Genomic DNA, 20,192 nt, shown 5'->3' with positions numbered 1-20,192 from the left:
CCGCGAGCGCGCGCCGGGCCTGATCCCGGCCGATGCCCCGGCTGCGCCTGCCCGCGTTCCAGCAGTCCCCGATGTGCACGTACACCGGCGGAGCACCCCAGCCGGGGTCCAGGGGGCAGGCCCCCTGGTTTCGGGAAGGGGCGGGGTGGGGGAGAACCAGCCGTTCCGCCTGACCACCGGCGGCCGAGTCGACCGCGACACCCCCCTGACCTTCACTTTCGACGGCATTGAATACCAGGGCTACCGCGGCGACACCCTGGCATCGGCACTGCTGGCGAACGGCGTCATCACGGCAGCGACCAGCATCAAACTCGGCCGCCCCCGAGGCATCTTCTCCGCCGGCGTGGAAGAACCCAACGCCGTCATCCAGATCGAGGAACCCTTCCCCGAGCCCATGCTCCCGGCCACCACCGTCGAGCTCTACGACGGCCTGGTCGCCACCAGCCTCCCCGGCCAGGGCCGCCTGGCCACCCGACCGGACCCCGCCCGCTACGACGCCGTACACGCCCACTGCGACCTGCTGATCGTCGGCGCCGGCCCGGCCGGCCTCGCGGCGGCAGCGGCCGCGGCGAGCAGCGGCGCCCGCGTCATCCTCGCCGACGACCGCCCCGAACTCGGCGGCAGCCTCCTCGGTACCGGCGAACTCCTCGACTGGGCCGAGGAGTTGGGCGCCCGGCTGGAGGCCGCCCCCGAGGTGCGCGTGCTGCGCCGTACCACCGTCTTCGGGTACTACGACGACAACCATCTCCTCGCCGTGGAGCGCCGCACCAACCACCTCGGTGCCGCGGCCCCGGACAACGTCTCCCGCGAGCGAGTGCACCGCATCCGCGCCCGCCGCGTCGTCCTCGCCACCGGCGCCCACGAGCGCTCGCTGGCCTTCGCGGACAACGACCGCCCCGGCATCATGCTGGCCGCCTCGGCCCGCACCCATCTGCACCGCCACGGCGTCCTGCCCGGCCGTCACGCGGTCGTGTTCACCACCAACGACAGCGCCTACGCAGCCGCACTGGACCTCGCCGCGGCGGGCGTCGGGATCGCGGCGATCGTCGACACCCGCCCCGTACCCGGCGAGTGGGCGGACCGCGCCCGAGCGGCGGGCATCGAGGTGCTCGCCGGATACGCGGTGACCGGCACGGAGGGCGAGGCGCGGCTGACAGCCGTGAGTGTGGCGCCGTACGGACAGACCGTGGCACAGCGGGAGTTCGCCGCCGATCTGCTGCTGGTCTCCGGCGGCTGGAACCCGGTGGCGCACCTGTTCAGCCAGGCGGGCGGCAAGCTCCGCTACGACGAGGCGCTCGGCACCTTCGTGCCCGACGTCGTCCGGCAGGCCGTCGAGGTCGCGGGCAGCGCGAACGGCAGCTTCGACCTGGCCGCCGTGCTCGCCCAAGGAGCCGCCGCGGGCGCCCGCGCGATCGAGGCCGAGGGTTACACCCCGGACGCCCCGGCGCTCCCGGCCGTGCCCGCCCAGCCGCAGGCCACGCCGCCCATGCAGGTCTTCACCGTCCCCGGCCGGGAAGGCGCCCCGCGCTTCGTCGACCTCCAGCGCGACGTCACCGTCGACGACCTGGCCCGCTCGACCGGCGCCGGCATGCGCTCGGTGGAGCACACCAAGCGCTACACCACGGCCGGCACCGCCAACGACCAGGGCAAGACCTCCGGCGTCCTGGCGAGCGGCGTGGTCGCCGACCTGCTCGGCGTGGACATCTCCGCGCTCGGCACGACCACCTTCCGGCCGCCCTACACGCCGGTCTCCTTCGCGGCCCTGGCCGGCCGGGACCGGGGCGTGCTGAGCGACCCGGTCCGCACCACCGCCCTGCACGGATGGCACGTCGAACACGGCGCGCTGTTCGAGAACGTCGGCCAGTGGAAGCGCCCCTGGTACTACCCCCAGGACGGCGAGGACATGGAAGCGGCCGTGCTGCGCGAGTGCGCCGCCGCCCGCGACAGCGTGGCGTTCATGGACGCCTCCACCCTCGGCAAGATCGACGTACAGGGACCGGACGCCGGAGTCTTCCTCGACCTGCTCTACACCAACATGATGAGCACCCTGAAGGTCGGCATGATCCGCTACGGCGTGATGTGCAAGCCGGACGGCATGGTCTTCGACGACGGCACGGTCATCCGCCTCGCCCCCGACCGCTTCCTGGTCACCACGACCACCGGCAACGCGGCGACCGTACTGGACTGGATGGAGGAGTGGCTGCAGACCGAGTGGCCCGAGCTGAAGGTGCACTGCACCTCGGTCACCGAGCAGTGGGCCACGGTCGCCCTGGTCGGCCCGAAGTCCCGCGACGTCCTCGGCTCCCTCGCTCCCCGACTCGCCGTCTCCAACGACGACTTCCCGTTCATGGCCTGGCGGGAGACGACCGTGGCGGGCATCGAGGCGCGGGTCTGCCGGATCAGCTTCTCCGGTGAACTCGCCTACGAGATCAATGTGTCGCCGTGGCAGGCCCTCGCCCTGTGGGAGGCGCTGTACGAGGCCGGTGCCCCGTACGACATCACCCCGTACGGCACCGAGACCATGCACGTCCTGCGCGCCGAGAAGGGCTACCCGATCATCGGGCAGGACACCGACGGCACGATCACCCCGCACGACCTCGGGATGAGCTGGGCGGTGTCGAAGAAGAAGCCGGACTTCATCGGCAAGCGTTCCTTCGCCCGCGCCGACACCGTCCGCCCGGACCGCAAGCACCTGGTCGGCCTGCTCCCGGAGGACCCCGGCACCTTCCTCCCGGAGGGCACGCAACTGGTCGCCGACAGCGAACTGCCCGCGCCACCCGTCCCGATGCTCGGCCACGTCACCTCCAGCTACCGCAGCGCCGCCCTCGGCCGGACCTTCGCGCTGGCCCTGATCAAGGGCGGCCGGGAGCGCATCGGCGAGCGGCTGTACGCCCCCGTCGGCGACCGGCTGGTCCCGGTGACCGTCGCAAGCCCCGTTCTCTACGACCCCGAGGGAGCCCGCCGCGATGGCTGACACCGCACTCACCGCCCCGCCCCGCAGCCCCCTGGGGCCCTACGCCGACCGCCTGGCCGCCGCGACCCGCACCTCCCAAGGTGCGGTCCGGCTCGCCGAACTCCCCTTCCTGGCCCAGGTGAACGTGCGCCTGGACGCCAAGGGAGGAGCGGCCGACGCAGTCGGGCTCGCCCTGGGCCTGCAACTGCCGCTCGAACCCGACACGGCCATCCGCGCGGGGGAGTTGACCGCGCTGTGGCTCGGCCCGGACGAATGGCTGGTGGTGGGCCCGCCGGGCAGCGAGCGGGACCTGGAGACCCGGATCCGGGCGGCTGTCGGAGAGGAGCCCGTCTCCGTCACCGATGTCTCCGCCCAGCGCACCACCCTCCTCGTCTCCGGCGCCGACGCCCGCGACCTGCTGGCCCACGGCTGCGCGCTGGACCTGCACCCGCGCGCGTTCGGCGCGGGCCGCTGCGCCCAGACGACGCTGGGCCGCACCCAGGTCGTTCTGGTCGCCCGGGACGAACCCGGGGCCGGATTCTGGGTGCTGGTCCGTTCGTCCTTCGCCGGTTACCTGGTGGACTGGCTGTTGGACGCCGCGACCGAATACATCTGAACGCAGTCAGGCGCTTCGGCCGTAGGACCCCGCCGCCCGGTGGCCTCCCCCGCCAGGTGGCGGGGGAGGTCCGGACACCCGCCGGATACTCCCGGCCCGAACGCCTCTCCAGGCTGGGAGGCATGACCCAGAACGCAGATGACACGGCGCTCGTCGCATTTGACTCCAACCGGCCCGAAGGCCCGGCGGCCCGAAGGCCCGGCGGGCCAACCGGCCGGAGCTTCGGCGGCTCAACGCTCGCAGCTGGGCCGCCTGATCGGCGTGGATCTGGCCCGCGGCCTGGCGGTCTACGGCATGTACGCCGCCCATGTCGGCCCCGACCCGTCCGAAGGCGGCGTCACCGGGCACCTCATGGAGCTGGCGCACGGCCGGGCCTCCGCCCTGTTCGCCTTCCTGGCCGGCTTCTCGATCATGCTGATCACGGGCCGGCGCACCCCCAGGACCGGTCGGGCGGGCCGCCAGGCGGTCGCCAAGGTCGTCATCCGGGCGCTGATCCTGCTGGCCCTGGGCACCGCACTCACCCTGACCGGCACACCGGTCGAGGTGATCCTCGCCTTCTACGGCCTGTACTTCCTGCTCGTGCTGCCGCTGTACCGCCTCGGCGCCGGACCGCTCGCGGCCATCGCGGCAGCGAGCGCCCTGGTCCTGCCCCAGATCCTCTACGTCGTCCAGGGCGCACTGAACACCGGCGACGGCGGCCCGGGCGGCATCTGGGCCTGGCCCGAGGGCGGCGACGGCATCGTCTCGCTGCTGTTCACCGGCAGCTACCCGGCCCTGACCTGGGTCCCGTTCGTCATCGCCGGCATGGCCGTGGCCCGACTCGACCTCGCCGCCACCGCCGTACGCACCCGCCTGGCGCTCACCGGCGTGGCCCTCGCCGTCCTCGGCCACGGCGGCTCCTGGCTGGCCCTGCACCTCGTCCCCGGCGCCCTGACGAAGCTGAGCTCGGGGGGCTTCGGCGAGGGCCGTTCGGCCGGCTCGGCCTGGTGGTCCGACACCTGGGGCTACCCGAGCGGCGACACCCCGGCCGGCCTGCTGGTGGCCTCACCGCACAGTGAGACGACCCTGTCGATCGTGGCCAACACGGGCCTCGCGATCGCGGTACTGGCCGCCTGCCTTGCCGCGGTCGACGCCTTCCCGCGCTTCCACCGGCTGGCCCGCCCCGTCATCGCGGTGGGATCGATGTCCCTGACGGCCTATGTGTTCCACATCGTCGGCATCCACTTCCTCGGCATCGAGGAACTGCCCGGCTCTCCGCTGCACGTGCTGCTCGGCTTCGTCGTCGCCGTGACCGTGTTCGCGACGCTGTGGGTCCGGTACTTCCGGCGCGGACCGCTGGAGTGGCTGCTGGGCAGGGCGACCAGGGCCGCGGAACTCATCCGCTGAGCCGGTGGTGCGGGGGCCCGGCCCCCGCACCGCAAGCCCCTGCGGCCGCTACATCCGCTGCCACAGGGCCGGCGTGCCCTCCGGCGACCAGGCACCCTGCGCCTGGTGGGTCTGCAGGCACTGGTAGCGCACGCCCGCGATGGTCACCGTGGCGCCGACCTCGTAGACCCGGCCGGCGGCCCATGCGCTTGCCGTGCCGGTGCCCTGCTGGGCGGGCGGGCCGGTCTGCACGGACGCGGTCTTCAGGGTGAGGCCGAAGGTGCTGAGGATCGGGTTGACCGGCTGGTAGAAGGTGGTCCCGCCGGTCGTGCAGTCGCCGGAGCCGCCGGAGGTGACGCCCTGCGCCTGGGCGCCGGAGAGGAACGGGCCGCCGGAGTCACCGGGTTCGCTGCACACCGTGGTCCGGGTCAGGCCGTCGACGCTGCCCTGGGCGTAGTCGACCGACGCGTTGTGCTGCTGGATCGTGCCGCAGTGCCATCCGCTGGTGGAGCCGGAGCGGCAGACCGACGCCCCGACGAGCCCCTGGACGGAGCCGGCGACCTGCGTGTTCCTGCCACCCGACCCCTTGACCTCGGCCGTGGCGGTCCAGTTGCTGTTGACGGCCACCCAGGACATGTCCCTGCCGGGGAACGTGGACGCCTGGAAGGTGCCCTGGTCGGCCTTGTTGTAGCCGGTGGTCTTGTCGCCGGGCTTGCCGCAGTGGCCCGCGCTGACGAAGCCCTGCTGCTGGCTCTTGGTGATGGAGAAGCCGATGGAGCAGCGGGCGGCGTTGTTGATGTAGTAGGCCTCGCCGCCGACGATGTCCGCCATCAGCCGCGGCCGGTCCTTCGTCAGCCGGACCGCGACTCCGCGCTCCTCCACCCCGGCGGCCTTGAGGAACGCGGCGGCCGCCGACTGCCTGGTCGCCTCGACGACGACCCGGTTCGCCGGCACGTCCACGTACCAGACCGGGGTGTCGTGCGTCTTCACGCGGACGGCGGCCGCGTCCAGTTTCGCTTTCACGGCCTCCAGGGCGCTGAGGGGCGCCTTGACGACCACGGCCTTGGCGCCCTGCGCCTTGATGGCGGGCACGTCCTCCGCATGGGTGGTGGCGACGGTGAGGTCGGCGGAGGTCTTCCCGCTCACCCACGCTCCGGCGAAGTGCCCGCCCAGGGCGTTGTGCAGCCGGCCCGCACGGGTGCCCGCCTCCTCCTCGTTGACCAGTCGGGTGGCCGCCTGCGCCCGCGTCAGATGCAGGTCGCGCTGCATCGCGCCGAGGATCTGCGCGGACGGTTTGTCGGCGCCGAGTGACCGGGCCCCGGCGGGCATGGGCCCCGGCGCGGGCGGCGGGGCGGCCGCCGCGGCCGCGGGGATCCCGGTGAGGGCGAGGGTGCCTAGTGTGGCCAGGGCGGCGCGGCGCCTGCCCGCTGCATGTCTGCCGACCATGCGGTGTACCTCCTGCTGAGTACGGGGGAGACTGAGGCGAATCCGTAGGCGGCCTTGCCGCAAAGGCCCGGAACGATGTCAAAGGTGAAGGTCTTTCGCGCTTTGGGGGACGCATGGGGTGCCATGTGCAGTACGACGGGCATGGGTGAGCGCCGGCCGGCGTCGGTGCGCAAGCGGCCGTCTCAGCGGTGACGCTCGGTGGGAGCCTGGCCCGTCGGCTAGAGGCTGACGACGACCAGCGCGGTGTCGTCGGTGTTGCCCGTGGCCGGCAGAAGGTCGGCCAGCAGGGCGTCGGCCAGGGCCTCGGGAGCGGTACGGCGGTGGCGGGCCAGGCAGTCGGCGAGGCGGCCCAGGCTGGTGTCGATGTCCTCGCTACGGCGCTCGATCAGACCGTCGGTGTACAGCACCAGGGTGTCGCCCTCCGCGAAGGGAACACCGGCCTGGGGGCGGGTGACGCGGCCGGGGCGTGCGTCGATCGGCGGGTCGGTGGCCTGGTCCAGGAAGGACACGGTGCCGTCCGGGTGCAATATGGCGGGCGGCGGATGGCCGGCACAGCTGTAGGTGATGCTGCTCTGGCCCCAGTCGATGAAGGTCGTCGCCACCGTGGCGGACTCGGCGCCGTCTACCGAGCAGGCGTACATGTCGAGGGCCTCCAGGGCCTGCGCCGGTCCGTCGGCGACCCGGGTGGCCGCGCTCAGCGCGCTGTGCAGCTGTCCCATGGCGCAGGCGGCCGCCAGACCGTGGCCGACGACATCGCCGACCGCGACCGCCATACGGCCGCCCGGCAGGTCCACCAGGTCGTACCAGTCGCCGCACACGTTCAGGTCACCGATGGCGGGCCGGTAGCGCACGGCCGCCTGATGAGGACCGAGATGCCTCGGGGTGGGCATCATCGCCGTCTGCAGGGCCAGGGCGACCTCACGCTCATGGGCATGGGCCCTGCGCAGCCGCTCGTTGACCTCCTGCAGTTCCCGGGCGCGGGTGTAGAGCTCGGCCTCCAGCACCCGGGCCCGGTCGCTGTCGGTCCGGCTGGCGCCGGCGCGCAGGAGCTCGGTGACCTCCTCCACCCGGTGCACGACCAGCACCACCTTCCCGTCCGGACCGAGGACGGGTGCGTTGACGGGGCTCCAGAAGTGCTCCTGCCAGTGGCCGGGCCGCTGGGCGTCCTCGATGTCGTAGCGGAGCACCGCCATGGTGTCCCGCTCGCCCGTGGCCACCACGCGCAGCATCGACTCCCGGGTCTCCCGCATGCCGGCCGCGGCGGGATCGTTCGGGTTCTCCGGAAAGACATCGAAGATGTAGCGGCCCAGCAGCTGCTCACGAGAGCGCCCCGCCAAGTGCGCGAAGTCGTCGTTGACGTCGACGTACACCAGCTCCGGCGTCAAGAGCGCCACCATGCCGGGCAGGGCCTGGAAGACCGCCGCGTAGTCGATCGGTTGCGGTTTCCTCATGTGCTGCCTGCCTTGGCGCCAACCATCAGTGTGCTCCCACGATAGAAGCGAAAGCGGCGGGCGGCCTGGGCTTGTGCTCTTCCGGGGCGGGGCGACCGGCGGTCAGCCCCCGGGCGGTGTCCCCGTCCTCGCCGCCATGCGGGTCGCGGCGTCGTGGAGCAACCGCGCGTGCAGCTCGAACATCGCGACCAGGTCGACGGCGTCACCGTTGATCTCCCGGTGCAAGAACAGTCCGTCGGCCCCGGTGATGGCGTAGCCGGTCAGGGTCGGTACGTGTCTTGCCGAAGGCCGGCGCCTGACCCTGTGCGAACAGGTTGGCCATCAACAGGTCGCGCTGGGCCGCCGCCCAGTTCTCGAAGCTGCGCTCGATGACCGCGGCGATCAGGTCGTCCTTGTCCTTGAAGTGCCATTGGATCGAGCTGGCGGGCAGCCCGCACTTGGCGCTGACCGCCGTGATGGACGTGCCCTCGTAGCCCGGCTCGCCCGCGATCTCCATGTCCCAGCACGGCGCGCCGGACTGGCGCACCCGCGCCGCGACCCGCTGACCGGGTACCGGGTCTACGACGAGTCCGATGTGCGGGACGCCCGGCCGGCTCCCCAGCCCGGACGGGGCGGCTGTCTGCTGGAGCAGATCGCCCCGCTGATCGACCGGGTGCGGGCGGCCGGCGGGTTGGAGCCGCGGAAGCGGGCACCGTGTGACTGGCGCAGCCCGCTGTCCGCCCGCGGGCGGGCGATGCTGACGGGCGCCGCAGAGCTGGAGGCGCATCTCAGCGAGCGTGGCTGAGACTGCGGCGTCGCCGGTGGCACCGGTGGAATCCATCAGCGGTCGCCGGGCATCGTGGTGCCATGTGCTGGAGTGCGACAGCCGATCTCGTCGCGGGTGCCGGGATCACCGGCGTCGGTGTGGCCTGCGTGGCGCGCGTGCACCGGATGGGCGATCTCCCCCTTGCCGCGCTGCCGGTGCTGCTCGGTGTCCATCAGCTGGTCGAGGCCCGGGTCTGGCAGGTAGGGGGCGGCACCGGAGCGGCCACCGTGGTCTGGGCCGTGATCGCCCTGCCCCTGCTCGCACTGTGGGTGCCGACGGCCGTGCTGTGCGCCGTCCCGCGGCATGCGGCAGCGAGGCTGACGATTCCCGTGGCGTCCGGTGTCGCGACCGCGGCCGTGCCGGCGTACGCCATTGCCACCCGTCCCGTGCGGGCCGAGATCCGCGGGCACACGGTCGGCTACGTCATCGGGCTGCCGCATGCCGGCATGCTCATCGCGGGCTATCTGCTGGCGACGGTCGGCGCGTTGCTGCTGTCCGGCGACCGCTGGCTGGTGGCGCTCGGCGTGCTGGCGGGGGTGGGCGCACTGGTGTGCTGGGCGCTGTGGCGGCTGGAGTTCGTCTCGACCTGGTGCGCGTTCGCGGCGGCGTGCTCGGTGGTGGTGTTCGGGTGGGTGGCGAGCCGGCGACCGAGGTCTCGCAGCGCCGTTCGGCCCGCCCCGGACACGGTGTGAATGCCGAGCGCCGAGGGCGGCTGCGACCGGAGACGCAGGTCACATTCGGCCATGTCACAGGGCGGCGGGCCACCCCGTCTCAGAGGGTGTGACCACTGACGACGGCAGGGGAGCGCACCATGGACGCGCCGTGGGAGCACCTCGGGGGAAGGGGATCGGCGTGAGCAAGGTCGAGGAGTTCGAGGAGCTGCGGGCGCTGCTGTTCTCGATCGCCTACCGGATTCTGGGTAGCGTGAGCGAGGCCGAGGACGCGGTGCAGGAGGCATGGCTGCGCTTCGACGGCTCGGCGACCCGGCCCACGTCGACCAAGGCGTATCTGTCGGCCGTGGTCACCCGGATCTCGATCGATGTGCTGCGCTCTGCCCGGGTGCGGCGCGAGGAGTATGTCGGGCCGTGGTTCCCCGAGCCGCTGCTGAACGATCCGTACCAGGATCCCGCGCGGTCGGTGGAGCTGGCCGACTCGGTGTCGATGGCGGCGCTGGTGCTGCTGGAGCGGCTCAGCCCGCTGGAGCGGGCGGTGTTCGTGCTGCGCGAGGTGTTCGCCTTCGGGTTCGACGACGTCGCGGCGGCGGTGGGGCGGTCGGAGGCGGCATGCCGGCAGCTGCTGGTACGGGCCCGGCGGCACATGCGGGCCGGACGGCCCCGGTTCACGGCGGACCGCGAGGACCGTGAGGAGCTGGCGACACGGTTCTTCGACGCGCTGAAGAACGGCGATGTGGGCGGGCTGCAGAATCTGCTGGCCGCCGATGTTCAGCTGGTCGGGGACGGCGGTGGCAAGGCCCCGCAGCTGGCCAGGGCGGTCATGGGCGCGGAGAACGTGGCCCGGCTGCTGGGCACGGTCTTCCCCTGGCTGATCCGGATCGATGTGACGTTCGAACTGCACGAGGTCAACGGCCAGCCCGGCGCGATCTTCCGCGACCGGGACGGCAGGATCCTGCAGACCATGGCCCTCGAGGTGGCCGACGGCCGGATCCAGACCGTCCGCGCGGTGATCAACCCCGACAAGCTCGGCCACCTCGGCCCGGTCGGCGACGCCTGGGCCGCAGACCGCGAGGTGAAGCAGGCCCGTCGGCACGGCAGCTGACTTCGGTGGTTCCGGGCCGCCGCGGCGGGATCGCCCGACGGGCGGGTGCCGGGACTCGGTGCCAGGCTGAGACCGTACGAAATCGTCCTGTCCGTACGAAATCCGCGAAAGGGCAGTTCCGTGATCACCACTGATTTCGCTCCCGGTTCTCCTTGTTGGCTCGACCTCGGCGCCCCCGACGTCCGCGCCGCCGCGGCCTTCTACGGCGCCGTGCTCGGCTGGGAGTACGAGTCCATGGGCGAGGGCGGGGAGATGGAAGGCGGGATGTTCCGCAAGGACGGCAAGATCGTCGCCGGGCTCGGCAAGCTCACCGAGGAGGGCGCCCGCTCGGCCTGGATGATCTACTACAACGTCACCGACGCGGACGCCACGACCCAGACCGTGGAGCGACTGGGCGGCACGGTGCGGGTGGCCCCCATGGATCTCGACGACTGGGGCCGGATGGCACAGTACAGCGACCCGCTGGGCGGCCAGTTCGCCGTATGGCAGCCGGGCAAGGACAAGGGCGTCGAGCTGGTGGACGAGCCGGGCTCGCTGTCCTGGACCGAGCTGTACACGAGCGACGCCGCGGCCGCGCAGGAGTTCTACGGCGGTGTCCTCGGCTGGCAGTTCGGCGACATGGAGCTGCCGGGCGGCGGGGGCACGTACACGCTCATCACTCCGGCCGGGCTGCCCCAGGAGCGCATGCACGGCGGTCTGATGGAGGTTCCGAAGGAGGCTCTCTCGCTGGCGGGCGGGCGGCCGTACTGGCACCCCGTGTTCGCCGTCGCCGACTGCGACGCGGCGGTCGCCAAGGTCACCGAGAACGGCGGCAGTGTGCAGATGGGGCCCCAGGACGCGGCGGGCGTCGGACGGCTGGCCGTCTGCCTGGATCCGTCCAGGGCGGACTTCGTGGTGCTCACCCCGGCGCAGAGCTGAACTCGGAGCTGCGCCTGCCGGTGTCAGTGCCAGCCGAAGCGGCGGTCCACCAGGGCCGCGAACTCCTCCAGGGTCAGTACGGCGTCGCCGTTCTGGTCGGCGGCGTCGAAGAGGGCGGAGGAGGCGTCGGCGTCCCCCAGAGCCCAGAACGGCAGATCCCCCGACGCGGCCAGGGTCGGGCCCTTGGTCCGCAGGGCGATGATCACCTCTTCGCGGGTCAGTGTTCCGCTGTGGTCGAGGTCGAGCGCCTCGAACAGCTTCCGTGCCTTGTCACTCATCTTGTCGCCCCCGTTCCTTTCACGAAGAAGAACGCCTCTTCCGTCACCCGGGTTCCCCGTCGCGCCCGCCTAGAGGGCCCGGGCGACGAGCAGGGCGACGTCGTCATGGTCGTCGGGGTGGCGCAGGCCGTAGAGCAGGAGGTCGCAGGTTTCCTCCAGGGCGCGGTGGGGTTCGTCGAGGAAGCCGAGCAGGACGTCGAGGCGGTCGTCGATCGGGTGGTGGCGGGTCTCGACGAGGCCGTCGGTGTACAGGACCAGCAGGTCGCCGGGGTCGAGTCGGGCCGTGGTGGTCTCGAAGGCGATGCCGCCGACGCCGAGCGGGGCGCCGGAGGGCAGGTCGAGCAGCTCGGGGGCGCGGCCGGGGCCGGCCAGCGCGGGCGGCATGTGGCCGGCGTTGGCGAACTGGCACAGCCGTGTACGCGGGTCGTACACCGCGTACAGGCAGGTGACGATGTAGTGCTCCAGATCGCAGGTGATCTTGTCGAGGTGCTGGAGCACGGCGTCGGGCGCGAGGTCGAGGTCCGCGTAGGCGCACGTGGCGGTGCGCAGCCGGCCCATGGTGGCGGCGGCGTCGATGCCGTTGCCCATGACGTCGCCGACGACCAGGGCGGTCCGGTCGTCGGCGAGGGGGATGACGTCGTACCAGTCGCCGCCGACCTCGCTGGTGGCCTGGGCGGGCTGGTAGCGGGAGGCGAGTTCGAGCCCCGCGTGCTGCGGCGGGTGGTCGGGCAGCAGGCTGCGCTGGAGGGTGAGCGCGGTGTTGCGCACGCTCTGGAACCAGCGGGCGTTGTCGATGGCCACGGCCGCACGCCCGGCCAGCTCGCTCGCGAGCACGACGTCGTCCTCGTCGAAGGGGAGCGGGTTGGTGGTGCGCTTGAGGTCCAGGGCACCGAGTATCTCGCCGTGGGCTATCAGCGGTACGGCCAGGTAGGAGTGGACGCCCGCGCGCGCCAGCAGCGAGCCCGCCTCGGCGTCCCGGGCGATGCGTGGCAGATCGTTGTCGCCGACGTGCCGCACCAGGACCGGCCGGCCGGTGTGCACGCACAGGGTGACCAGACGGTCCCCCTCGTAGGCCGCGAGACCGCCGGGCGGGTCGGCCGCGCGCAGGGCCACGGTCGGCTGGGCCGCTTTGAGCGCGAGGGCGCGGAAGAGCTCCGGGCCGTCGTCGGGTCTGCGTGAGCGGCGGCATGCCAGCGCGGAGTCGAGGACGTCCACGGCGACCACGTCGGCGAGCTGCGGGACGGCGATCTCGGCCAGTTCACGGGCGGTCTCCTCCACCTCCAGCGTGGTGCCCACACGCACCGAGGCATCTGCGATCAGGGCCAGCCGACGCCGGGCCCGGTCGGCCTCGGCCGCCGCCCGGTGCCGTTCGGTGACGTCGACGACCGAGGCCGCCGCGCCCAGCACCCGCCCGCCGGGGTCCTCCAGCCGGTAGAAGGACAGCGACCAGGCGTGCTCGTGGTCGGGGTCGGTCGGCGGGCGGCCCACGTGGTACTGGTCGAGCAGCGGGGTCCCGGTGGTGAGCACCTGGAGCAGCGCGCTCTCGATGGTGCCGACGTCCGGCAGCGGCAGCGTCTCCCTCAGACGCCGGCCCACATGATCCTCGGCGGGGATGCCGTCGATGCGCTCCAGCGCCGGGTTGACCAGGAGGTATCGCAGATCGGCGTCCAGCAGGGCGAGACCGATCGGGGACTGGTTGATCAGCCGCTCGCACAGCGCCAGGTCGGTCTCGACGCGCTGCAGCAGATTGTGGTCGGCGGCGATGCCCAGGGCGTAGACGTCCCCGAGATCGTCCTGCAGCCGCATGTTGCGGAACTCCATCACCCGGGTGCTGCCGTCCTTGTGCCTGACGGGGAAGGCGCCCGCCCAGCTCCGGCCGGTCTCCAGCACCTCCGTGAACAGCTTGACCACCGACTTCAGATGCTCGGGGTGGATGAACAGCCGGGCCGCGTACTTGCCGAGCGCCTCCTGTGCGCTGTATCCGAACAACTCCTCGGCCTGCGGGGTCCAGAACACGATGCGTCCGTCGGCGTCGACGACCATCGCGGACACGCTCAGGACGTCCAGCAGCCCGGTCGGCGGGGGCGGCTCGAAGTCGTCCGTACCTCTGTCGGACTGGAAGGATTCGGCTGTCATCCCGCAACCACCTCCACCGTAGGCGGGATCCGCCACCCGGGTTCCGACCAGCGGCACTTCCATGCTCCCTCCGGTCCGGGAAGGGGGGAAGCGCTGCGGGCGGGGCGGGGGAGTCCGCCAGGGCCGTGCGCATCGGGCCGACTAGCAGGAACATGGTCGTGTAGAGGACGGCACCCGGATGGCACCCATGGATCCTGCGCGAGAAACATCCGACGGGCCGACGCCCTCAGGGCCGCGCGAACTCCTCGACGCGTCCACCGACGCGGCGGCGGTCGTGTCCGCGACGGGCGTCGTGCTCGGCTGGACCCGGGGTGCCGAAGCACTGCTGGGCCGCCCCGCGTCGGAGGTGGTCGGCGGTCCCGCGGCGCGCCTGGTGGCGATGCCCGCCGACCCGGCACGGGTGGCCGCTGTGGCGGATCGGTGCCGCGCCGGAATGGGGTGGAGCGGCCTCATCTCCGTGCGGCACCGCGACGGCCGGACCCTCGAGGTCGACCTGAGGATCTCCGCGTCCTTCCGTATCGGCGAGGACGAGTGCTTCCTGATGTCGGCGCGGGAGCGGCGGCAGCAGTGGTCGGTCGACCAGTCCGTCCTCGACGGGTTCCTGACCCGTTCCCCGATCGGCATGGCCGTGATGGACCAGGAACTGCGCTACGTCTGGCTCAACGACACCCTGGAACGCTTCGGCGGGGTGCCCCGCGAGCAGCGGCTGGGACGCCGGCTGAGCGAACTGCTGCCCGGGCTGCAGGCGGCCGCCATCGAGGGGCTGATGCGCAAGGTCCGGGACACCGGGGTCCCGGTCACCGACTACGAGTACCTGGGCTGGAGCTGGGCCGATCCGCACCGCCAGCACGCCTACTCGACCTCTTTCTTCCCGCTGGTGGACTCCGACGACTCCGTCACGGGCGTCTGCTACATGGTCCAGGACGTCACCGAGCGGTGGACCGCCCGCCGGCTGCTGACGCTCGTCAACGAGGCCGGAACGTGCGTGGGCACGACCTTGGACGTGATGCGGACGGCTCAGGAGCTCGCCGACTTCGCCGTACCCCGCTTCGCCGACTTCGTGGTCGTGGACCTGCTGGAGCCCGTGCTCAGCACCGAAGGGCACGGCGCATGGCTGACCGATGCCGGGCCGGCCTCCGTCGGGCCGGTGATGCGCCGCGCCGGAATGAGCTCGGTGCGCGAGGGCTGCCCGGAGGCCGTGGTACGGGTGGGGGAACGCTCGGGCTTCCTGCCTCCCGCACACGACATGAACCTGCTCATCGACGGCGAGTCGATCCTGCTGCCCGTCCTCGATCCGTCCGAGGAGCGATGGGTCACCGAACAGCCCGAACGGGCAGAGAAGATAAGGGAGTTCGGGCTGCACTCGTTGCTCGCCGTGCCGATGCGGGCACGGAACACCATCCTGGGTCTGACCACGTTCATGCGGTCGCTCAATCCCGTCCAGTTCCAGCCCGACGACGTGCTGTTGGCCCGGGAACTGGTGGCGCGGGCGGCGCTGTGCGTCGACAACGCCCGCCGCTACACCCGGGAACACACCGCGGCCGTCACCCTGCAGCGCAGTCTGCTGCCGCAGGCTCTGACGGGCGGCACCGCGCTGGAGGTGGCCTCGGCCTATCTGCCGGCGGATCCGACGGACGGTGTGGGCGGCGACTGGTTCGACGTGATCCAGCTGTCCGGGGGCCGGGTCGGCCTCGTGGTCGGCGACGTGGTGGGGCACGGCATCACCGCCGCGGCGACCATGGGCCGGCTGCGCACGGCGGTGCAGACCCTCGCCGACATGGAGCTGCCGCCCGACGAACTGCTCGCCCACCTCGACGACCTCGTGCTGCGGCTGAGCGCCGAGCGGACCGACGACGAGACGGCCCACCGCAGCACCACCGCCTTCCTCGGGGCGACCTGCCTGTACGCCGTCTACGACCCGGTCACCCGGCGGTGCACGATGGCCCGGGCCGGACACCCGCCGCCGGTCGTCGTGGCGCCCGACGGACAGGTGTCCTTCCCGGAACCGCCGGCCGGGCCGCCGCTCGGGCTCGGCGGGATGGCCTTCGAGGCCACCGAGATCGAACTCGCCGAGAACAGCCTGATCGGCCTCTACACCGACGGCCTCATCGAGGGCGCCGACGGCGACATGGAGCGGGGCATGTCCCAGCTCGGCGACCTCCTGACCCGCTCCGAGACCGACCTCGACCTCCTGTGCACCTCCGCGGTGCGGCAACTCGTGCCCGTGCCGCAGCCCGACGACATCGCCCTCCTCCTGGCGCGCACCCACGCCCTCGGCGCCGACCACGTCGTCTCGTGGCAGGTGCCGGTGGACCCGGCCGCCGTCGCCGACGTCCGCGCCCGCGCCACCCGCCAGGTCGCGGCCTGGGGGCTGGAGGAGCTGTCCATGACGACGGAACTCGTCGTGAGCGAACTGGTCACCAACGCGATCCGCTACGCCGAGCCCCCCATCCGGCTGCGCCTCATCCGCGACTCCAGCCTGACCTGCGAGGTCGCCGATGCCAGCAGCACGGCCCCCCGGCTGCGGCATGCCCGCAGCACGGACGAGGGGGGCCGCGGCCTCTTCCTGGTGGCCCAGCTGACCGATCGCTGGGGCGTCCGGTACACGCCCGACGGAAAGATCATCTGGGCGGAGCAGGAGATTCCCTGAGGGGGTGCGGCGGGACCCGCCGGCACTGGTGACTCCGCGGTGGCTGCCACCTGGCCGATCCGGCGACCGGCCAACCCCGCCCGGCACAGCAGCGCGACGCCGCAACCACCGCCGTCTCCGTGTTCGCTGCCACGCAGGCCGCCTGGTGCCTACCAGTGCACGACGTGACGTCGACGCTCGACGCGGTGCGGGTGACGGCCCGCTGGGGTGCCGAGACACCTGCCTGACAGCAGCGGGTTTTCAGGGACGCGAGGCTGTATCGATATGCGGCTGCGCCGCACGGGCGCGACCAGCCACGACGGCGCCGCAGTCGAAAGGACGGCATCCCGCGGCAAGCAGCGCGGCGCCTAGCCCAGATATCCCATCCGATGGCTGATCTCCTCCGCCCCCTTCAGCAGCACCGGCGCCACCTCACGCATCCGCTCCTCGGTGAAGCGATACGCAGGCCCGGACGCGCTGAGCGCCGCGATGACCTCGCCGTCGCGGGAGCGGATCGGCGCCGCCATGGCGTGCAGCCCGATCTCGAGCTCCTCCAGCGTCACCGCGTACCCGCTCTCCCGGGCCGCGGTGAGGTCCTTCTCCAGCTTCGCCCTGACCGTCAGCGTGTGGGGCGTGAGCTTCCGCAGCCCGGAAGCCGCGAGCACGTCCGCGCGCTCCTGAGGCGACAGATGCGCCAGCAGGATCTTGCCGCTGGACGTGGCGTGCACCGGGGTGAGCTGACCGACCCAGTTGTGCGTGCCGACCGCGCCCGGACCGCGTACCTGGTAGAGGTTGACGGCGTAATGCTCTTGCAGGACCGCGATGTTGACGGTCTCGCCGATCTCCTCGCTGAGCCGCTCGCACACCGGCCGACCCTGCTGGGTGATGTCGAGCCGGCCGGTGACCGCACCGGCCAGCCGCACGATCCCGAAGCCGAGCCGGTACTTGCCCCGCTCGGCCGTCTGCTCCACCAGACCGCGTGCCTCCAGCGCGCCGAGCAGGCGGAACGCGGTCGACTTGTGGACGTCGATCTCGCCGGCCACCTCGCTGACGCCCGCCTCGCCGCGCTGGGCGAGGATCTCCAGGACGCTGACGGCACGGTCGACGGACTGCACCCCGCTCACCGCGGGAGCTGCTGTTTCGCCGTCGGCCGTGTAGTTGCTCATGGCGCAACTATACGCATTTGTGGCGACCGTCAGCGGAAGGCGACGGCACTGTGCCCGTCGGCCAGGACTCGGCTCTCCCAGTGCCACGAGCCCCTGCTGTAACCCCGTTCCGCCCCTCTTCAAGGTTGCATATCGCGCAACCTTCTGCGCTATTACGCACTGATGCCGCCCGTCTCTTGACAAGCCCCCGACCTCGCCCCAAGCATGTTGCGTATAGCGAGCTTTGTTGTGTAATTAGAGACACCCGGTCGGGCGCCCGCAACCCGGAGGTTCCCCATGAGCATCACCGTCGTCGGCGCGTCGCTGGCAGGCCTGAGTACGGTCCGCGCACTGCGCGCAGAGGGCTACGACGGCGAGATCGTCGTCGTGGGGGAGGAGCGCCACACGCCATACGACCGCCCGCCGCTGTCCAAGGACTTCCTCAAGGGGGACATCGACGCCGACGCGCTCGCACTCGGCGACGCCGACGAGTACGAGGCCCTCCAGGTCACATGGCTGCTCGGCGAACGCGCCGTATGCCTCGACCCTGCGGACCGGTCCGTCACCCTCGCCGGTGGACGGCGACTGCGCAGCGAGGGCGTCGTCGTCGCGACAGGTGCCAGCCCCCGCCTTCTCCCCGGCATGGACGGCCTTGCCGGAGTCCACACCCTGCGCACCCTCGACGACGCCGAGGCCCTGCGCGCCGAACTGCTCGACGGACTGCCCAGGGTCGTCGTCATCGGTGCCGGCTTCATCGGCGCCGAGGTGGCCTCCACCGCCCACCGGCTCGGCCTCCACGTCACCGTCGTGGAAGCCGTCGACGTCCCGCTCGAACGCCAACTGGGGCGCGAGATGGGCCTGGTGGTCTCCTCGCTGCACACCGATCATGGAGTGCGTCTGCTGTGCGGAACCGGCGTGGCGGGACTCACCGGCCGGGACCGGGTCACCGGGGTGCGGCTGGCGGACGGGAGCCTGCTGCCCGCCGACATCGTCGTGGTCGGCGTGGGCGTACGGCCCGCCACCGACTGGCTGGCCGGCTCCGGCGTGCAGGTCGACGACGGCGTGGTGTGCGACGCCGGCGGCGCGAGCAGTGTCCCGGGTGTGGTCGCCGTCGGAGACGTCGCCTGCTGGCCCAACCCCTTCAGCGGACGGCACGCCCGCATCGAGCACTGGACCAACGCCACCGAACAGGCGAAGACCGCCGCCCGCACTCTGCTCAACGGCGAGTCCGCCGCCCCCGCCCGGGTCACCGCACCGTACTTCTGGTCCGACCAGTACCAGGTGCGCATCCAGCTCGCCGGGCACGTCGCCCCCGGGGACCGCCCCGAACTCATCGAGGGCAACCTCGACAGCCGCTCCTTCGTCTCCGTCTACCTGCGCGAGGGCACCCCCGTCGCCGTGCTCTCGCTGAACCAGCCGAAGCTGTTCAACAGGCTCCGCCGCACCCTCGCCCCCGCCGTCCCGGCCGCCGTGTCATGAGCCCCATGCCTCAACTGCCCCTGCGGGAAGCCCGGATGACCGCCACGAGCATCCCGCGGCACCTGCGCCTCACCTGGGACCACGAGTGGCTGGTCGTGGACCGGGGCAACGCCACCGTCGGCATCACCGCGTTCGCGGCCGCCGAGGCGCTCAAGCCGTCGTACGACACGGACACCCTCAAGGCCCTCGCCGACAAGCACCCGCTGTACCCCGGTCTGTAACCGACAACCCGCCCGCAGGGGCGTGCCCGTGACCCGCGTCGGCACGCCCCGCCAATCCCCCGGAGTATGGCGTGGCAATCAGCGTCTTCGACCTGTTCTCCATCGGCATCGGCCCGTCCAGCTCGCACACCGTCGGCCCGATGCGCGCCGCCGCGATGTTCGCCGCCCGGCTGAAGCAGGACGGCCTGCTCGCCCAGACCACCGCGGTACGCGCGGAGCTGTTCGGCTCCCTCGGAGCCACCGGGCACGGCCACGGCACCCCCAAGGCGGTGCTGCTCGGCCTGGAGGGCAACGAGCCGCACACGGTCGACGTCGCCCAGGCCGAGCTGGACGTCGAGCGCATCCGCGCCACCGGCCGCATCCGCCTCCTCGGCGCCCAGATCGGCCCGGCCCACGAGATCGCCTTCGACGTCTCGGCCCAGCTGGTCCTGCACCGCCGGCGCTCGCTGCCGTACCACGCCAACGGCATGACCCTCTTCGCGTACGACGCCGACGACGTCCCGCTGCTGGAGAAGACGTACTACTCGGTCGGCGGTGGCTTCGTCGTCGACGAGGACGCCGTAGGAGCGGACCGGATCAAGCTCGACGACACGGTGCTCGCCCACCCGTTCAGCACGGGCGACGAACTGCTCCGGCTCGCCCGGGAGACCGGTCTGTCGATCTCCGCGCTGATGCTGGAGAACGAGAAGGCCTGGCGCACCGAGGCGGAGATCCGGGCGGGCCTGCTGGAGATCTGGCGGGTCATGGAGGGCTGCGTGTCGCGCGGCCTGGCTTTGGAGGGCATCCTCCCCGGCGGTCTGAAGGTGCGGCGCCGGGCCGCGGTCTCCGCCCGCCAACTCCGCGCCGAGGGCGACCCGTTGGGCCGTGCGATGGAGTGGGTCACGCTCTACGCGATGGCGGTGAACGAGGAGAACGCGGCGGGCGGGCGCGTCGTCACCGCCCCCACGAACGGCGCCGCGGGCATCATCCCGGCC

The 20,192-nt window shown here is 72.2% G+C and carries 17 protein-coding genes and 2 pseudogenes; 11 read left to right on the top strand and 8 right to left on the bottom strand.

Annotation, left to right across the window (positions count from 1 at the left end; translation table 11 throughout):
- On the bottom strand, positions 1 to 79 hold a 79-nt coding region (locus tag ACWDAG_RS46840), incomplete at its 3' end, for a DUF6233 domain-containing protein (RefSeq protein WP_450701711.1).
- Here ACWDAG_RS46840 and ACWDAG_RS46835 point away from each other — a divergent pair.
- The 3 genes from ACWDAG_RS46835 (at position 74) to ACWDAG_RS46825 (ending at position 4,955) form a co-directional block, all read left to right on the top strand.
- On the top strand, positions 74 to 2,974 hold the full coding sequence (locus tag ACWDAG_RS46835; RefSeq protein WP_450701710.1) for a sarcosine oxidase subunit alpha family protein: 2,901 nt from the start codon (positions 74 to 76) through the stop codon (positions 2,972 to 2,974). The genes ACWDAG_RS46840 and ACWDAG_RS46835 overlap by 6 nt on opposite strands.
- Positions 2,967 to 3,569: a sarcosine oxidase subunit gamma gene (locus tag ACWDAG_RS46830; protein WP_450701709.1), complete on the top strand. Its 603-nt coding sequence runs from the start codon at positions 2,967 to 2,969 to the stop codon at positions 3,567 to 3,569. Before ACWDAG_RS46835 ends, ACWDAG_RS46830 begins: the two co-directional genes overlap by 8 nt.
- 138 nt (positions 3,570 to 3,707) lie before the next feature.
- Positions 3,708 to 4,955: a DUF418 domain-containing protein gene (locus tag ACWDAG_RS46825; RefSeq protein ID WP_450701708.1), complete on the top strand. Its 1,248-nt coding sequence runs from the start codon at positions 3,708 to 3,710 to the stop codon at positions 4,953 to 4,955.
- Positions 4,956 to 5,003: 48 nt separating this feature from the next.
- On the opposite strand, the gene ACWDAG_RS46820 is transcribed toward ACWDAG_RS46825, so the two are convergent.
- The 4 genes and pseudogenes from ACWDAG_RS46820 to ACWDAG_RS46805 form a co-directional block, all read right to left on the bottom strand.
- Complete coding sequence (locus tag ACWDAG_RS46820; protein ID WP_450701707.1) at positions 5,004 to 6,380, bottom strand: alpha-lytic protease prodomain-containing protein; 1,377 nt, start codon at positions 6,378 to 6,380, stop codon at positions 5,004 to 5,006.
- A gap of 218 nt (positions 6,381 to 6,598) precedes the next feature.
- The gene (locus ACWDAG_RS46815) at positions 6,599 to 7,831 is read right to left on the bottom strand and encodes a PP2C family protein-serine/threonine phosphatase (RefSeq protein WP_450701706.1); all 1,233 of its coding nucleotides are present in this window, start codon (positions 7,829 to 7,831) and stop codon (positions 6,599 to 6,601) included.
- A gap of 102 nt (positions 7,832 to 7,933) precedes the next feature.
- A complete protein-coding gene (locus ACWDAG_RS46810; protein WP_450701705.1) occupies positions 7,934 to 8,056 on the bottom strand; it encodes a hypothetical protein in 123 nt (40 codons plus the stop codon).
- Positions 8,057 to 8,258: 202 nt separating this feature from the next.
- A pseudogene (locus ACWDAG_RS46805) lies at positions 8,259 to 8,327 on the bottom strand (TetR/AcrR family transcriptional regulator); the annotation flags it as partial.
- Between the two features lie 12 nt (positions 8,328 to 8,339).
- On the opposite strand from ACWDAG_RS46805, the pseudogene ACWDAG_RS46800 reads away from it, so the two are divergent.
- The 4 genes and pseudogenes from ACWDAG_RS46800 to ACWDAG_RS46785 form a co-directional block, all read left to right on the top strand.
- Positions 8,340 to 8,615 (top strand): annotated as a pseudogene (locus ACWDAG_RS46800) (MerR family transcriptional regulator); the annotation flags it as partial.
- Positions 8,616 to 8,677: 62 nt separating this feature from the next.
- On the top strand, positions 8,678 to 9,328 hold the full coding sequence (locus ACWDAG_RS46795; protein WP_450701704.1) for a DUF6629 family protein: 651 nt from the start codon (positions 8,678 to 8,680) through the stop codon (positions 9,326 to 9,328).
- A 160-nt stretch (positions 9,329 to 9,488) separates the two neighbouring features.
- Positions 9,489 to 10,412: an RNA polymerase sigma-70 factor gene (locus tag ACWDAG_RS46790; protein ID WP_450701703.1), complete on the top strand. Its 924-nt coding sequence runs from the start codon at positions 9,489 to 9,491 to the stop codon at positions 10,410 to 10,412.
- 120 nt (positions 10,413 to 10,532) lie between these two features.
- Positions 10,533 to 11,330 carry a VOC family protein gene (locus tag ACWDAG_RS46785; protein WP_450701702.1) on the top strand — a complete coding sequence of 266 codons (798 nt, stop codon included), beginning with the start codon at positions 10,533 to 10,535 and terminating at the stop codon, positions 11,328 to 11,330.
- Positions 11,331 to 11,353: 23 nt separating this feature from the next.
- On the opposite strand, the gene ACWDAG_RS46780 is transcribed toward ACWDAG_RS46785, so the two are convergent.
- On the bottom strand, positions 11,354 to 11,608 hold the full coding sequence (locus ACWDAG_RS46780; RefSeq protein WP_450701701.1) for an EF-hand domain-containing protein: 255 nt from the start codon (positions 11,606 to 11,608) through the stop codon (positions 11,354 to 11,356).
- 69 nt (positions 11,609 to 11,677) lie between these two features.
- Complete coding sequence (locus ACWDAG_RS46775; RefSeq protein ID WP_450701700.1) at positions 11,678 to 13,744, bottom strand: SpoIIE family protein phosphatase; 2,067 nt, start codon at positions 13,742 to 13,744, stop codon at positions 11,678 to 11,680.
- A 178-nt stretch (positions 13,745 to 13,922) separates the two neighbouring features.
- Between ACWDAG_RS46775 and ACWDAG_RS46770 the strand changes: the two genes are divergently transcribed.
- Positions 13,923 to 16,394 (top strand): SpoIIE family protein phosphatase, encoded by a 2,472-nt coding sequence (locus ACWDAG_RS46770; protein WP_450701699.1) that lies wholly within the window; start codon positions 13,923 to 13,925, stop codon positions 16,392 to 16,394.
- Positions 16,395 to 16,741: 347 nt separating this feature from the next.
- Here ACWDAG_RS46770 and ACWDAG_RS46765 read toward each other — a convergent pair whose 3' ends face one another.
- Entirely contained in the window at positions 16,742 to 17,539 is a 798-nt protein-coding gene (locus ACWDAG_RS46765) for an IclR family transcriptional regulator (protein WP_450701698.1), read from the bottom strand.
- A gap of 276 nt (positions 17,540 to 17,815) precedes the next feature.
- Here ACWDAG_RS46765 and ACWDAG_RS46760 point away from each other — a divergent pair, with 276 nt between their 5' ends.
- The 3 genes from ACWDAG_RS46760 to ACWDAG_RS46750 form a co-directional block, all read left to right on the top strand.
- Entirely contained in the window at positions 17,816 to 18,997 is a 1,182-nt protein-coding gene (locus tag ACWDAG_RS46760) for an NAD(P)/FAD-dependent oxidoreductase (RefSeq protein ID WP_450701697.1), read from the top strand.
- Positions 18,998 to 19,002: 5 nt separating this feature from the next.
- Positions 19,003 to 19,218 (top strand): hypothetical protein, encoded by a 216-nt coding sequence (locus ACWDAG_RS46755; protein WP_450701712.1) that lies wholly within the window; start codon positions 19,003 to 19,005, stop codon positions 19,216 to 19,218.
- 71 nt (positions 19,219 to 19,289) lie between these two features.
- Positions 19,290 to 20,192 (top strand): L-serine ammonia-lyase (locus ACWDAG_RS46750; protein ID WP_450701696.1); only part of this gene is annotated, 903 nt, incomplete at its 3' end.

The organism is Streptomyces sp. NPDC001157 (assembly GCF_053598255.1).
Note: the sequence above shows the minus strand (reverse complement) of the source record. Positions and strands in the feature narration are given on the sequence as shown.

Bases quoted from the DNA above. Each gene is read 5' to 3' on its own strand.
- ACWDAG_RS46830 (WP_450701709.1), top strand. From the start codon at position 2,967: ATGGCTGACACCGCACTCACCGCCCCGCCCCGCAGCCCCCTGGGGCCC.
- ACWDAG_RS46825 (WP_450701708.1), top strand. From the start codon at position 3,708: ATGACACGGCGCTCGTCGCATTTGACTCCAACCGGCCCGAAGGCCCGG.
- ACWDAG_RS46820 (WP_450701707.1), bottom strand. From the start codon at position 6,380: ATGGTCGGCAGACATGCAGCGGGCAGGCGCCGCGCCGCCCTGGCCACA.
- ACWDAG_RS46815 (WP_450701706.1), bottom strand. From the start codon at position 7,831: ATGAGGAAACCGCAACCGATCGACTACGCGGCGGTCTTCCAGGCCCTG.
- ACWDAG_RS46795 (WP_450701704.1), top strand. From the start codon at position 8,678: ATGTGCTGGAGTGCGACAGCCGATCTCGTCGCGGGTGCCGGGATCACC.
- ACWDAG_RS46780 (WP_450701701.1), bottom strand. From the start codon at position 11,608: ATGAGTGACAAGGCACGGAAGCTGTTCGAGGCGCTCGACCTCGACCAC.
- ACWDAG_RS46775 (WP_450701700.1), bottom strand. From the start codon at position 13,744: ATGACAGCCGAATCCTTCCAGTCCGACAGAGGTACGGACGACTTCGAG.
- ACWDAG_RS46770 (WP_450701699.1), top strand. From the start codon at position 13,923: ATGGCACCCATGGATCCTGCGCGAGAAACATCCGACGGGCCGACGCCC.
- ACWDAG_RS46765 (WP_450701698.1), bottom strand. From the start codon at position 17,539: ATGAGCAACTACACGGCCGACGGCGAAACAGCAGCTCCCGCGGTGAGC.
- ACWDAG_RS46760 (WP_450701697.1), top strand. From the start codon at position 17,816: ATGAGCATCACCGTCGTCGGCGCGTCGCTGGCAGGCCTGAGTACGGTC.
- ACWDAG_RS46755 (WP_450701712.1), top strand. From the start codon at position 19,003: ATGCCTCAACTGCCCCTGCGGGAAGCCCGGATGACCGCCACGAGCATC.